Annotated in this window: 10 protein-coding genes; 6 read left to right on the top strand and 4 right to left on the bottom strand. The window is 69.3% G+C overall.

The features are described from left to right. The first annotated feature begins 88 nt into the window (after positions 1–88). The 6 genes from recG (at position 89) to ubiA (ending at position 8,349) form a co-directional block, all read left to right on the top strand. A complete protein-coding gene (gene recG, locus MYA_RS03100) occupies positions 89–2,434 on the top strand; it encodes an ATP-dependent DNA helicase RecG (protein WP_041493755.1) in 2,346 nt (781 codons plus the stop codon). A 137-nt stretch (positions 2,435–2,571) separates the two neighbouring features. Continuing rightward, complete coding sequence (locus MYA_RS03105) at positions 2,572–3,531, top strand: LysR substrate-binding domain-containing protein (RefSeq protein ID WP_011883322.1); 960 nt, start codon at positions 2,572–2,574, stop codon at positions 3,529–3,531. Between the two features lie 492 nt (positions 3,532–4,023). Continuing rightward, complete coding sequence (gene katG, locus MYA_RS03110) at positions 4,024–6,210, top strand: catalase/peroxidase HPI (RefSeq protein ID WP_041493935.1); 2,187 nt, start codon at positions 4,024–4,026, stop codon at positions 6,208–6,210. A 108-nt stretch (positions 6,211–6,318) separates the two neighbouring features. Continuing rightward, the gene (locus MYA_RS31880; RefSeq protein WP_011883324.1) at positions 6,319–6,468 is read left to right on the top strand and encodes a hypothetical protein; all 150 of its coding nucleotides are present in this window, start codon (positions 6,319–6,321) and stop codon (positions 6,466–6,468) included. Positions 6,469–6,598: 130 nt separating this feature from the next. Then, on the top strand, positions 6,599–7,087 hold the full coding sequence (gene dpsA, locus MYA_RS03115; RefSeq protein WP_011883325.1) for a non-specific DNA-binding protein DpsA: 489 nt from the start codon (positions 6,599–6,601) through the stop codon (positions 7,085–7,087). Positions 7,088–7,476: 389 nt separating this feature from the next. Beyond that, positions 7,477–8,349: a 4-hydroxybenzoate octaprenyltransferase gene (gene ubiA / locus MYA_RS03120; protein ID WP_011883326.1), complete on the top strand. Its 873-nt coding sequence runs from the start codon at positions 7,477–7,479 to the stop codon at positions 8,347–8,349. A gap of 123 nt (positions 8,350–8,472) precedes the next feature. Here the strand turns inward: ubiA and proC are convergent, their stop codons facing one another. From proC to glcE, 4 genes are all read right to left on the bottom strand, one after another. After that, positions 8,473–9,285 (bottom strand): pyrroline-5-carboxylate reductase, encoded by an 813-nt coding sequence (gene proC / locus MYA_RS03125; protein WP_014722473.1) that lies wholly within the window; start codon positions 9,283–9,285, stop codon positions 8,473–8,475. Between the two features lie 45 nt (positions 9,286–9,330). Then, entirely contained in the window at positions 9,331–10,029 is a 699-nt protein-coding gene (locus MYA_RS03130) for a YggS family pyridoxal phosphate-dependent enzyme (RefSeq protein ID WP_011883328.1), read from the bottom strand. 142 nt (positions 10,030–10,171) lie between these two features. After that, positions 10,172–11,398 (bottom strand): glycolate oxidase subunit GlcF, encoded by a 1,227-nt coding sequence (gene glcF, locus MYA_RS03135; RefSeq protein ID WP_034194445.1) that lies wholly within the window; start codon positions 11,396–11,398, stop codon positions 10,172–10,174. 1 nt (position 11,399) lies between these two features. Continuing rightward, positions 11,400–12,488, bottom strand: a complete 1,089-nt coding sequence (gene glcE, locus MYA_RS03140; protein WP_014722474.1) for a glycolate oxidase subunit GlcE — start codon at positions 12,486–12,488, stop codon at positions 11,400–11,402. Positions 12,489–12,538 lie beyond the last annotated feature (50 nt).

The raw sequence follows: 12,538 nt of genomic DNA on the forward strand, positions 1-12,538 counted from the left end.
GCGGGGTCCGCGGCCTGGCCGGCGTCGTTCGTTCGGACGACGTGAAAGCCGCTATTGTACTTGCCTTGTGAAGCACCCTGACGATCCGATGCCTGTGTCACCACGCCGTAGCGCCGCCACCGTTGCCGATTCAGCCGATCCCGCCGATCCGTTCGACGCGGACGCCGCCGCGTCGAACGGGCCGGGCGGCCAGCCGGAAGGTGCGCCGGCGCGCCGCGCGAGCCCGCGGCGCCGCGCCGACGGGCGGCTCGCGCAGCCGGCCGCCGCGCAGCAGGCCGATGCCGCAGCGGCCGGCGACGGCGACGAAGCCGGCGCGGCCGCCACCGGCGCCGCAGCTCCGAAGCGCAAGAAGAAGCCGGCCGCCGACAAGCCCGTGAAGACGGCCGACAAGCTCGCCAAGCTCGGCCTTACCCGCTCGATCGACCTCGTGCTGCATCTGCCGATGCGCTACGAGGACGAGACCACGCTCACGCCGATCGACGAGCTGCTGCCGGGCGGCATAGCGCAGACCGAAGGCGTCGTGTTCGACAACGAAGTCGCATATCGGCCGCGCCGCCAGCTGGTCGTGAAGATCCGCGACGACGACGGCGCGCAGCTCGTGCTGCGCTTCCTGAATTTCTACGGCTCGCAGGTCAAGCAGATGGCCGTCGGCCAGCGGTTGCGCGTGCGCGGCGACGTGCGCGGTGGCTTCTTCGGGATGGAGATGGTGCATCCGGCCGTGCGCGTGGTGGAAGCCGATGCGCCGCTGCCGCAGGTGCTCACGCCCGTTTATCCGAGCACGGCCGGCGTGTCGCAGGCGTATCTGCGCAAGGCGATCGAAAACGCGGTCGAGCGTACGCCGCTGCCGGAGCTGCTGCCGCCCGAGATCGAACGCGACTACCTGAAGCCGCTCGGCGTGCCGACGCTCGCGCAGGCCGTGCGCATCCTGCATCACCCCGGCGTCGATTCCGACGAGGCGGCGCTGATGGACGGCTCGCACCCGGCCTGGACGCGCATCAAGTTCGAGGAGCTGCTCGCGCAGCAGCTGTCGCTCAAGCGCGCACACGAGGAGCGCCGCACGCGCTCGGCGCCGGCGATGCCGCGCCGCGCCGCGGACGACGCCGGCTCGCTGACCACCCGTCTGTACGCGGCGCTGCCGTTCACGCTGACCGGCGCGCAGTCGCGCGTCGTCGACGAGATCGCGCACGACCTGACGCTGCCGCACCCGATGCAGCGCCTGCTGCAGGGCGACGTCGGCAGCGGCAAGACGGTCGTCGCCGCGCTGGCCGCGACGCAGGCGATCGACGCCGGTTACCAGGCCGCGCTGATGGCGCCGACCGAAATCCTCGCGGAACAGCATGCGCGCAAACTGCGCGCATGGCTCGAGCCGCTCGGCGTCTCGGTCGCCTGGCTCGCGGGCAGCCTGAAGGCGAAGGAGAAGCGCGCGGCGATCGAAGCCGCGGCGCTCGGCACCGCGCAGCTCGTGATCGGCACGCACGCGATCATCCAGGACACCGTCGAGTTCGCGCGGCTCGGGCTCGTGATCGTCGACGAGCAGCATCGCTTCGGCGTCGAGCAGCGTCTCGCGCTGCGCGCGAAGGCGGCGAACGCGGCCAACGGCGCGCGCGACTTCCAGCCGCACCAGCTGATGATGTCGGCCACGCCGATCCCTCGCACGCTCGCGATGACGTACTACGCCGATCTCGAAGTGTCGACGATCGACGAACTGCCGCCGGGCCGCACGCCGGTGCTCACGCGGCTCGTCGCCGACGCGCGGCGCGGCGAGGTGATCGCGCGCGTGCGCGAGGCCGCGCTGACCGGGCGTCAGGTCTACTGGGTGTGTCCGCTGATCGAGGAGAGCGAGACGCTGCAGCTGCAGACGGCCGTCGAGACCTACGAGACGCTCGCCGCGGCGCTGCCCGAGCTGAAGGTCGGGCTGGTGCACGGCCGGCTGTCGCCCGCCGACAAGGCGGCCGTGATGGACGCGTTCACGCGCAACGACGTGCAGCTGCTGGTCGCGACGACCGTGATCGAAGTCGGCGTCGACGTGCCGAACGCGTCGCTGATGGTGATCGAGCACGCGGAGCGCTTCGGCCTCGCGCAGCTGCACCAGCTGCGCGGCCGGGTCGGGCGCGGCACCGCGGCGTCGGTGTGCGTGCTGCTGTACTCGGGGCCGCTGTCGCTCGCCGGCCGCGAGCGGCTCAAGACGATGCGCGAGACGACCGACGGCTTCGAGATCGCGCGGCGCGATCTCGAGATCCGCGGACCCGGTGAATTCCTCGGCGCCCGCCAGTCGGGCGCGGCGATGCTGCGCTTCGCGAACCTCGAGACCGACGGCTGGCTGATCGATCCGGCGCGCGACGCGGCGTCGCGGCTGATCGCCGCGTATCCGGACGTGGTCACGCAGCATCTCGCGCGCTGGCTCGGCGCGCGCGAACAGTACCTGAAGGCCTGACTGGTCGGCGCGGGGCCGGATCGAAAAGCACGCGTCGGCCCGGCGCTGACGGCCCGCGATACAGAGAAACTTTGCGAACCGGTGCCGGTAGGTGTATAAATTAAACCTATCGCATGCATATCCCTGATTGACCCACAATGACCCTGACCGAACTGAAATACATCGTCGCGGTGGCGCGCGAGCGGCATTTCGGCCGCGCGGCCGAAGCGTGCTTCGTGAGCCAGCCGACGCTGTCGGTGGCGATCAAGAAGCTGGAAGACGAGCTCAACGTGCAGATCTTCGAGCGCGGCGCGAGCGAAGTGAGCGTGACGCCGATCGGCGACCAGATCGTCACGCAGGCGCAGCGCGTGCTCGAGCAGACCTTCGCGATCAAGGAGATCGCGAAGCAGGGCAAGGACCCGCTGGTCGGCCCGTTCCGGCTCGGCGTGATCTATACGATCGGGCCGTACCTGCTGCCGACGCTCGTCAAGCAGATGATCCAGCGCGTGCCGCAGATGCCGCTGATGCTGCAGGAGAACTACACGCTGAAGCTGCTCGAGCTGCTCAAGCAGGGCGAGATCGACGCGGCCATCATGGCGCTGCCGTTCCCCGAAACGGGCCTGATGGTCCGGCCGCTGTACGACGAGCCGTTCGTGGTCGCGTTGCCGGCCGGCCATCCGTGGGAGAAGCGCGAGGAAATCGACGCCGAGGACCTGAAGCAGGAAACCATGCTGCTGCTCGGCAACGGCCACTGCTTCCGCGATCATGTGCTCGGCGTGTGCCCGGAGCTGATGCGCTTCTCGCAGACGGCCGACGGGATCCAGAAGACCTTCGAAGGCTCGTCGCTCGAGACGATCCGCCATATGGTCGCGAGCGGCGTCGGCATCACGGTGCTGCCGCGGATGTCGGTCGCCGAGATCGGCCCGCGCGCGAACGGCCCCGACGCCGAGTTGCTGTCGTACGTGCCGTTCCACGAACCGGTGCCGGACCGTCGCGTCGTGCTCGTGTGGCGCAAGAGCTTCACGCGGATGCCGGCGATCGACGCGATCAGCGAGGCGATCGCCGCCTGCGAGCTGCCGGGCGTCGCGAAGCTCGACATGCCGGCGACGATGAACTGAGCACACGTGGCGTACGCCGTGCGCCGGCCGATCAACGGGGCTCCGAGGCCCCGTTTATTTTTTCCTATCGCATAGATACAAGTTATCAAATTCAAAATGTCGATAGATGAAAATAGAATGGTCGACATGGATGCAGCAGGCCGGTCAAACGCGGTCTGCACGCTGGGTGCAAGGGTCAGGGGAGGATGTCATGATGCGATCGGTATTGGAGCACGCGCGGCGGAACATGCCGTTGCGCGATGAAGTCGTCAATCGTGCGCGGGCCGCGGCCCGCAGCCTGGGTCCGCTCGCGTATGCGTATCTCGCGGACCGCGCGTACGGCGGATGAGAGCCGCCGCGCAGGATCGGCGGGCCGGCCGCGCTGCGGCCACGACGCACGACATCCGATAGCAACACAGGTGTACGAGCCTGTTCCGTCTTATCCCCCGCAATGCTTCACTGACCGCGCCACGGCACGTGGGGGCCTACGAGCAAACAATGGAGAAGAAAAGCATGTCGACCGAATCGAAATGTCCGTTCAACCACACGGCGGCCGGCGGCACGTCGAACCATGACTGGTGGCCGAACCGGCTGAACCTCGAGGTCCTGCACCGGCATTCGGCGCTGTCCGATCCGATGGACGCCGAGTTCGACTACGCGCAGGCGTTCAAGCAGCTCGACCTCGCAGCGGTGAAGCGCGACCTGCATGCGCTGATGACGATGTCGCAGGACTGGTGGCCGGCCGACTTCGGTCACTACGGCGGCCTGTTCGTGCGGATGGCCTGGCATGGCGCGGGCACGTACCGGATCGCCGACGGGCGCGGCGGCGCGGGCGGCGGGCAGCAGCGCTTCGCGCCGCTGAACAGCTGGCCCGACAACGGCAACCTCGACAAGGCGCGCCGCCTGCTGTGGCCGATCAAGCAAAAGTACGGCCGCAACATCTCGTGGGCCGACCTGTTCATCCTGACCGGCAACGTCGCGCTCGAATCGATGGGCTTCAAGACCTTCGGTTACGGCGGCGGCCGTGCCGACACGTGGGAGCCGGACGACGTCTACTGGGGTTCGGAAAAGATCTGGCTGGAACTGAGCGGCGGCCCGAACAGCCGTTACTCGGGCGACCGCGATCTCGAGAATCCGCTCGCGGCCGTGCAGATGGGCCTCATCTACGTGAACCCGGAAGGCCCGGACGGCAAGCCCGATCCGGTGGCGGCCGCGCGCGACATCCGCGACACGTTCGCCCGCATGGCGATGAACGACGAAGAGACGGTCGCGCTGATCGCCGGCGGCCACACGTTCGGCAAGACGCACGGCGCGGGCCCGGCATCGCACGTCGGCGCCGAGCCGGAAGCGGCGGGCATCGAGCAGCAGGGCCTCGGCTGGAAGAGCACCTACGGCTCGGGCAAGGCCGGCGACGCGATCACGAGCGGCCTCGAAGTCACGTGGACGTCGACGCCGACCCAATGGAGCAACGACTTCTTCAAGCACCTGTTCAGCTATGAATGGGTGCTGACCAAGAGCCCGGCCGGCGCGCACCAGTGGGTCGCGAAGGATGCCGAGGCGGTGATTCCCGATGCCTTCGATCCGTCGAAGAAGCATCGCCCGACGATGCTGACGACCGACCTGTCGCTGCGCTTCGATCCGGCCTACGAAAAGATCTCGCGCCGCTTCTACGAGAACCCGGACGAGTTCGCCGACGCGTTTGCGCGTGCGTGGTTCAAGCTCACGCACCGCGACATGGGCCCGCGCTCGCGCTATCTCGGCCCGGAAGTGCCGGCCGAGGAACTGCTGTGGCAGGACCCGATTCCCGCCGTCGACCACCCGCTGATCGATGACGCCGATGCGGCCGCGCTGAAGGCGAAGATCCTCGCGACCGGGCTCACCGTGCCGCAACTCGTGTCGACCGCATGGGCGTCGGCGTCGACGTTCCGCGGCTCGGACAAGCGCGGCGGCGCGAACGGCGCACGCATCCGCCTCGCCCCGCAGAAGGACTGGGCGGTGAACCAGCCGGCGGCGCTCGCGGCAGTCCTCGAGACGCTCGAAGGCGTGCAGAAGGCGTTCAACGACGCGCAGACGGGCGGCAAGAAGGTGTCGCTCGCCGACCTGATCGTGCTGGCCGGTGCGGCCGGCGTCGAACAGGCCGCCAAGCAGGCAGGCGTCGCGGTCACGGTGCCGTTCGCCGCGGGCCGGATGGACGCGTCGCAGGAGCATACGGACGTCGACGCGATGGCCGTGCTCGAGCCGGTCGCCGACGGTTTCCGCAACTACCTGAAGGCCGCGTACAAGACGCCGGCCGAGGCGCTGCTGGTCGACAAGGCGCAGCTGCTGACGCTGACGGCGCCGGAGATGACCGTGCTGATCGGCGGCCTGCGCGTGCTGGGCGCGAACGCGGGCGGCGCGCAGCACGGCGTGTTCACCGATCGTCCGGGCACGCTGTCGAACGACTTCTTCGTGAACCTGCTCGACATGGGCACGGAGTGGAAGCCGGCGTCGGCGGCGAACGACGTGTTCGAAGGGCGCGACCGTGCGAGCGGGCAGCTGAAATGGACCGGCACGCGCGTCGACCTGATCTTCGGCTCGCACTCGCAGCTGCGCGCGCTGGCCGAGGTGTACGGCAGCGCCGACGCGAACGAGAAGTTCGTGCGTGATTTCGTCGCGGCCTGGAACAAGGTGATGAACCTCGACCGCTTCGACCTCGCATGAGCATCGTGACGCGATAGCCCGTCGCGTTGCAACGTGAAGCGGCCGGTCGCACGACCGGCCGTTTTTTCTTCCGATTCACCATCTGGTCTTGTCGAAGGAGAAACGACCATGACGCAAATGATCCTCAACATGCGCGCAGCATATACGCCGGCCGAGCTGGTACGGCGCGTCTTCGGGTTCGCGATCGTCATCGGCGGCGCGGCCGAGCTGGCCACGCAGGCGCTGCACGCGCTCGCGTCGCTCGGGGCGGGACACTGAGCGCAACGATTCGCTCATCGCGCTAGACTGGCAAGTCGCGCCCGGATGCCCGCGACGCGGCATGCGGCATGCGGCATGCGGATTGCGCGCGCTTTCGTCGGTTCAACGTTTCGAACAAGGAGTCTCGAAGATGGCCAAGAAAGGCAACGTCACGCAGATCAACATCGGCATCAGCGACAAGGACCGCAAGAAGATCGCGGACGGCCTGTCGCGTTTGCTCGCCGACACGTTTTCGCTGTACCTGAAGACCCACAACTTCCACTGGAACGTCACGGGTCCGATGTTCAACACGCTGCACCTGATGTTCGAGGAGCAGTACAACGAACTGTGGCTCGCGGTCGATTCGGTCGCCGAGCGCATTCGCACGCTCGGCGTCGTCGCGCCGGGCACGTTCGCCGATTTTGCAAAGCTGTCGTCGGTGCCGGAAGCGAACGGCGTGCCGGCGGCCGAAGAGATGATCCGGCAGCTCGTCGAAGGGCACGAGACCGTCGTGCGCACCGCGCGCGAGATCTTCCCGCTCGCCGATGCGGCGCGCGACGAGCCGACCGCCGACCTGCTGACGCAGCGACTGCAGACGCATGAAAAGACCGCGTGGATGCTGCGGTCGCTGCTCGCGTAAGGTGGTGGGGCGGGGGCCGTCGCCGGTCGGGTGCGGTCGTCGCTTGGTGGTCGCGGCTTACGGTCGGTTTCTGTAAAGCCGCGTGCGTACGGTCCGCCCGGTAGAGTCGGTTGCGTACTGTCGCTCGCGCATGGGCCGCCGCTTACTACCGGCCACGTAACGCGCGGCCGGCCTCGGCATCGTCATCGGCCCGCAGGCTACCCAGCGCCTACCCGCCGCATGCCGACCGGCCTGCGTCCCTGGATCCGGCCCCGGATTACGGCGCCGCGCCGCAACTGCCCGCGCGGCGCCGCCGACCCGCATCCTGCGGCGGCTCGCCGCCCACCGCGACATGACGCGGACCGCCGCTCGGCTCTAAAATGCCGGGATTCCCTACCCGGTGTTTCGCCATGCTTGCCCGCTTTCCCCTGTATCTGCGCCTCGTCCGGATGGACAAGCCGATCGGCAGCCTGCTGCTGCTGTGGCCGACGCTCAACGCGTTGTGGATCGCGTCGGACGGCCGTCCGCGCTGGCCGCTGGTCGCGATCTTCGCGCTCGGCACGCTGCTGATGCGCTCGGCCGGCTGCGCGATGAACGACTATGCCGACCGCGATTTCGATCGTCACGTGAAGCGCACGGCCGATCGGCCGCTGACCTCGGGCAAGATCCGCGCATGGGAGGCCGTCGCGATCGCGGCGGTGCTGTCGTTCGTCGCGTTCCTGCTGATCCTGCCGCTCAATACGCTGACGAAAGAGCTGTCGGTCGTCGCGCTGTTCGTCGCCGGCTCGTATCCGTTCATGAAGCGCTTTTTCGCGATTCCGCAGGCGTACCTCGGCATCGCGTTCGGCTTCGGCATCCCGATGGCGTTCGCGGCCGTGCAGGGCACGGTACCGGCGCTCGCGTGGGTGATGCTGGTCGCGAACGTGTTCTGGTCGGTGGCGTACGACACCGAATATGCGATGGTCGACCGCGACGACGACATCAAGATCGGGATCCGCACGTCCGCGCTGACGTTCGGCCGCTTCGACGTCGCGGCCATCATGCTCTGCTATGCGGTGACGCTCGGCATCTACGCATGGATCGGCGCGACGCTCGGCTTCGGGCTCGCGTTCTGGGCCGGCTGGGCCGCGGCGCTCGGCTGCGCGCTGTATCACTACACGCTGATCAAGGACCGCGAGCGGATGCCGTGCTTCGCCGCATTCCGGCACAACAACTGGCTTGGCGGCGTGCTGTTCGCCGGGATCGCCGCGCACTATCTGGTGGCCGGTGCGGCCGGTAACTGAACCGGCGTGAACCGGCCCGAACCGGCCTGAGCTGGCAGGCGCCGCGAAGGCGCGATGCAACAAAAAAGCGGCCGAGGCCGCTTTTTTGTTGGCGCACCGGGAAACCGGCGCAGGCTGCAGCGCTTACGCGCGGCCGAGCTCGTCGCCCATTTCCTGCGCGCGCGCGTGCGCAGCGAGCGCGCCGCGCACGATCGCTTCCTTCACCTGCTGCGCGTCGAACGACGCGAGCGCGGCGGCCGTCGTGCCGCCTTTCGACGTCACGCGCTCGCGCAGCACGCTCGCCGGCTCGCCCGACTGCGCGGCCAGCTGCGCGGCGCCGGCGAACGTCGCGACCGCGAGCGCGCGGCCCTGTTCGTCGTTCAGGCCGAGGCGGCGGGCGGCCTCCTGCAGCGCTTCGATGAAATAGAACACGTAGGCCGGCCCGCTGCCCGAGATCGCGGTGACCGCGTCGAGCTGCGCTTCGTCGTCGAACCAGACGATCTCGCCGACCGCGCCGAGCACGCTCGACGCCAGTTCGCGACCGGTCGCGTCGACGCCCGGCAGCGCCGCGAGGCCCGTCACGCCCATGCCGACCAGCGCCGGCGTGTTCGGCATCGTGCGCACGACACGCGTGTAGCCGCCGAGCCAGCGCGCGAGGTCGGCGCCGCGGATGCCGGCCGCGATGCTGATCACCAACTGCGACTTCAGGTGCGGCGCGAGCGCCTGCGCGACCTCCTTCAGCACCTGCGGCTTCACCGCGAGCACGATCGCGTCGTAATCGGCGAGCGTCGCGTCGACGGCCGCGCCGGTGCGGATCCCGAACTGCTGCGCGGCACGCGCGCGCACGTCCTCGTTGACGTCGATGGCGTACAGGCCGTCGGCGGCGACGCCGCGCTTGACGAGCCCGCCGATCAGGGCCGCGGCCATGTTGCCGCCGCCGATGAATGCGATTTTCATGATGTCGGATTGAGCGAGTGAGTGAACGGAAAGGCGGCGCGGCGCTCAGTGCGAATAGTCGCGCGCGCCGAAGATCGCGGTGCCGACGCGCACGATCGTCGCGCCTTCGAGCACCGCCGCTTCGAGATCCGCGGACATGCCCATCGACAGCGTGTCGAGGGCCAGCCCGTGCGCGCGCAGCGTGTCGAACAGCGCGTGCAGCGCGCGATGCGGCGCGCGTTGCGCATCGGTATCGCCGGCCGGCTCGGGGATCGCCATCAGGCCGCGCAGCCGCAGCGCCGGCAGCGCGGCGACCGCGCGTGCGAGCTCGGCCACGTCGGCCGGCGCGACGCCGCTCTTCGATTCCTCGCCGCTGATGTTGACCTGGATGCACACGTTCAGCGGCGGCAGCTGCGGCGGGCGCTGTTCGGACAGGCGTTGCGCGATCTTCAGCCGGTCGACCGAATGAACCCAGTCGAAGCGCTCGGCCACCGCGCGCGTCTTGTTCGATTGCAGCGGCCCGATGAAATGCCATTCGAGCGCGCTGCGCAGGTCGGCGAGCGCGTCGATCTTGTCGATCGATTCCTGGACGTAGTTCTCGCCGAACGCGCGTTGTCCGGCCGCGTGCGCGGCGCGCACGTCGTCGGCGGGGAAGGTCTTCGACACGGCGAGCAGCGAGACGGTCGCGGGATCGCGGCCGGCTGCGCGGGCGGCGTCGGCGATGCGGCGGTGAACGGAGTCGAGGCGGGCGGCGAGATCGGACATGACGGGCACGGAAGCTGGCACTGAAGCGGAGACGGCGCGCTGCGGCACCGCATGCGCCGCAGCAAAGCGCCCATTATACGGACGGCACGCGGACGGACGGCAGGCGGACGGCGCGCCGCGCCGCAGCGGGCCGCCGCTCGCGTCAGCCGTACAGCAGATGCTCGACGAGCTGCACCCAGTGCACGACCGGAATCTGCGTGCCGCTTTGCAGGTGCGCGATGCAGCCGACGTTGCCGGACACGATCATCTGCGGTTCGAGCGCCTGCAGCTTCAGCAGCTTCTGCTTGCGCAGCCGGTACGACAGCGACGGCTGGGTCAGCGAATAAGTGCCGGCCGATCCGCAGCACAGATGGCTGTCGACCGGCAGCCGCACGTCGATGCCGAGCGTCTCGAGCAGGCGCTCGACCTTGCCGCGCGACTGCTGGCCATGCTGCAGCGTGCACGGCGGGTGATACGCGACGGTATGGATCGCGCGGCGTCGCGCGAGCGTCGCCAGCTCGGCCTCGGACGCGAGCAGCACGTCGGAGATGTCGCGCGTGAGCGCGACGATGCGCTGCGCCTTCTCCGCGTAGGCCGGGTCGTCGCGCAGCAGGTGCGCGTATTCGAGCACCGTCGCGCCGCATCCCGATGCGTTCATCACGATCGCCTCGGCGCCTTGCTCGACATGCGGCCACCACGCGTCGATGTTGCGGCGCGCGTCGTCGAGCGCGTCGTCGTGATAGTTCAGGTGCAGCCGGATCGCGCCGCAGCAGCCGGCGTCCGGCGCGACGACCGTCTCGATGCCGAGCGCATCCAGCACGCGTGCGGTCGCGATGTTGATGTTCGGCAGCATCGACGGCTGCACGCAGCCGCCGAGCATCAGCATCTTGCGCGCATGCGGCTGCTGCGGCCACTCGAGCAGCCGCGTGCGCGGCGGCACCTTGTCGCGCAGCCGTTTCGGCAACAGCGGCCGCACGTGCTGGCCGAGCCGCATCATCGGCGAGAACAGCGCCGCGTTCGGCACGACGCTCGCGAGCAGCCGGCGCATCAGCCGCTGCTGCGCCGGGCGCTGCACCTGCGCCTCGACGTGCTTGCGGCCGATTTCGACGAGCCGGCCGTATTGCACGCCCGACGGGCAGGTCGTCTCGCAGCTGCGGCAGGTGAGGCAGCGGTCGAGGTGCTGCTGCGTGCTGCGCGTGACGGGCGCGCCTTCGACCATCTGCTTGATCAGGTAGATGCGGCCGCGCGGGCCGTCGAGTTCGTCGCCGAGCAGCTGGTAGGTCGGACACGTCGCGGTGCAGAAGCCGCAATGCACGCACTTGCGCAGGATCGCGTCGGCCTCGTCGCCGTCGGCCGTGTTGCGGATGAAATCGGCGAGGTTCGTTTGCATCTCAGAGATCGGGGTAGAGCCTGCCGCGGTTGAAGATGCGCGCCGGATCGAACGCGGCCTTCAGCCCGCGGTGGATCTTCATCAGCGGCGCGGGCAGCGGCGTGAACACGCCGGCGCTGCGGTCGTAGGAATCGCCCGCGCGGAACAGCGTCGCGTGGCCGCCGGCCTGCTTCGCGCTCATGCGCACCGTCTGCGCATCGGCGTCGGTGATCCACCAGCGCTGCGCGCCGCCCCATTCCATCAGCTGGTTGCCGGCCAGATGCATCGGCTCGGTGATCGACGGCAGCGACAGGCGCCACAGCGCATAGCCGGGCGGAATGCCGTTGAAGAACGGATCGGTGTGCTCGCGCAGGCCGGCCCAGAAGCGCTCGGCTTCGACCGCATCGACGACTTCGCCGCCGAGCAGCGTTTTCGCCGACTTGACCGCCGCTTCCGCGCCGGACAGCCGCAGCACCAGCGTGCCGTTGCGCCAGCCGCTCGCGCTCACCGGCAGCGGATGGCCGCCCCATTCGTTGAGCTTGCGCACCGCGTCGGTGGCCGTCATCTCGAACTTCAGCGTGACTTCGGCGACCGGCACCGGCAGCACCTTGATCGACAGCTCGAGCATCAGCCCGAGCGTGCCGAGCGCGCCGGCCATCAGGCGCGACACGTCGTAGCCGGCGACGTTCTTCACGACCTGCCCGCCGAAGCGCAGCACTTCGCCGCGCCCGTTCATCAGCGTGACGCCGAGCACGAAGTCGCGCGGCGCGCCGCAGGCCGCGCGCCGCGGGCCGGCGAGACCGGCCGCGATGCAGCCGCCGACGGTGGCCGCGCGGCCGAAGTGCGGCGGCTCGAACGGCAGCATCTGGCCGCGCTCGGCGAGGACGGCTTCGAGCTGCGCGAGCGGCGTGCCCGCGCGCACCGTGACGACGAGCTCGGCCGGGTCGTACGACACGACGCCTTGAAACGCGCGCGTGTCGAGTATTTCGCCGTCCAGCGTCTGGCCGTACCAGTCCTTGGTGCCGCCGCCGCGGACCCGCAGCGGCCGCCCGTCGGCGCTGGCGGCGCGCACGCGCTCGGCCCATCCGGCGACGATGTCGTCCTCTTCCATGTTCCGTTGCTGCCTCGTTGTTGTCCGGTCGATTGTACCGGGGTGGCGCG

This window comes from Burkholderia sp. KJ006, from assembly GCF_000262695.1.
In the GTDB taxonomy this organism is placed as follows: domain Bacteria; phylum Pseudomonadota; class Gammaproteobacteria; order Burkholderiales; family Burkholderiaceae; genus Burkholderia; species Burkholderia vietnamiensis.

What these genes read in the sequence shown, in the direction of transcription:
- recG (WP_041493755.1), top strand. Translation starts at nt 89, where the DNA reads ATGCCTGTGTCACCACGCCGTAGCGCCGCCACCGTTGCCGATTCAGCC.
- MYA_RS03105 (WP_011883322.1), top strand. Translation starts at nt 2,572, where the DNA reads ATGACCCTGACCGAACTGAAATACATCGTCGCGGTGGCGCGCGAGCGG.
- katG (WP_041493935.1), top strand. Translation starts at nt 4,024, where the DNA reads ATGTCGACCGAATCGAAATGTCCGTTCAACCACACGGCGGCCGGCGGC.
- MYA_RS31880 (WP_011883324.1), top strand. Translation starts at nt 6,319, where the DNA reads ATGACGCAAATGATCCTCAACATGCGCGCAGCATATACGCCGGCCGAG.
- dpsA (WP_011883325.1), top strand. Translation starts at nt 6,599, where the DNA reads ATGGCCAAGAAAGGCAACGTCACGCAGATCAACATCGGCATCAGCGAC.
- ubiA (WP_011883326.1), top strand. Translation starts at nt 7,477, where the DNA reads ATGCTTGCCCGCTTTCCCCTGTATCTGCGCCTCGTCCGGATGGACAAG.
- proC (WP_014722473.1), bottom strand. Translation starts at nt 9,285, where the DNA reads ATGAAAATCGCATTCATCGGCGGCGGCAACATGGCCGCGGCCCTGATC.
- MYA_RS03130 (WP_011883328.1), bottom strand. Translation starts at nt 10,029, where the DNA reads ATGTCCGATCTCGCCGCCCGCCTCGACTCCGTTCACCGCCGCATCGCC.
- glcF (WP_034194445.1), bottom strand. Translation starts at nt 11,398, where the DNA reads ATGCAAACGAACCTCGCCGATTTCATCCGCAACACGGCCGACGGCGAC.
- glcE (WP_014722474.1), bottom strand. Translation starts at nt 12,488, where the DNA reads ATGGAAGAGGACGACATCGTCGCCGGATGGGCCGAGCGCGTGCGCGCC.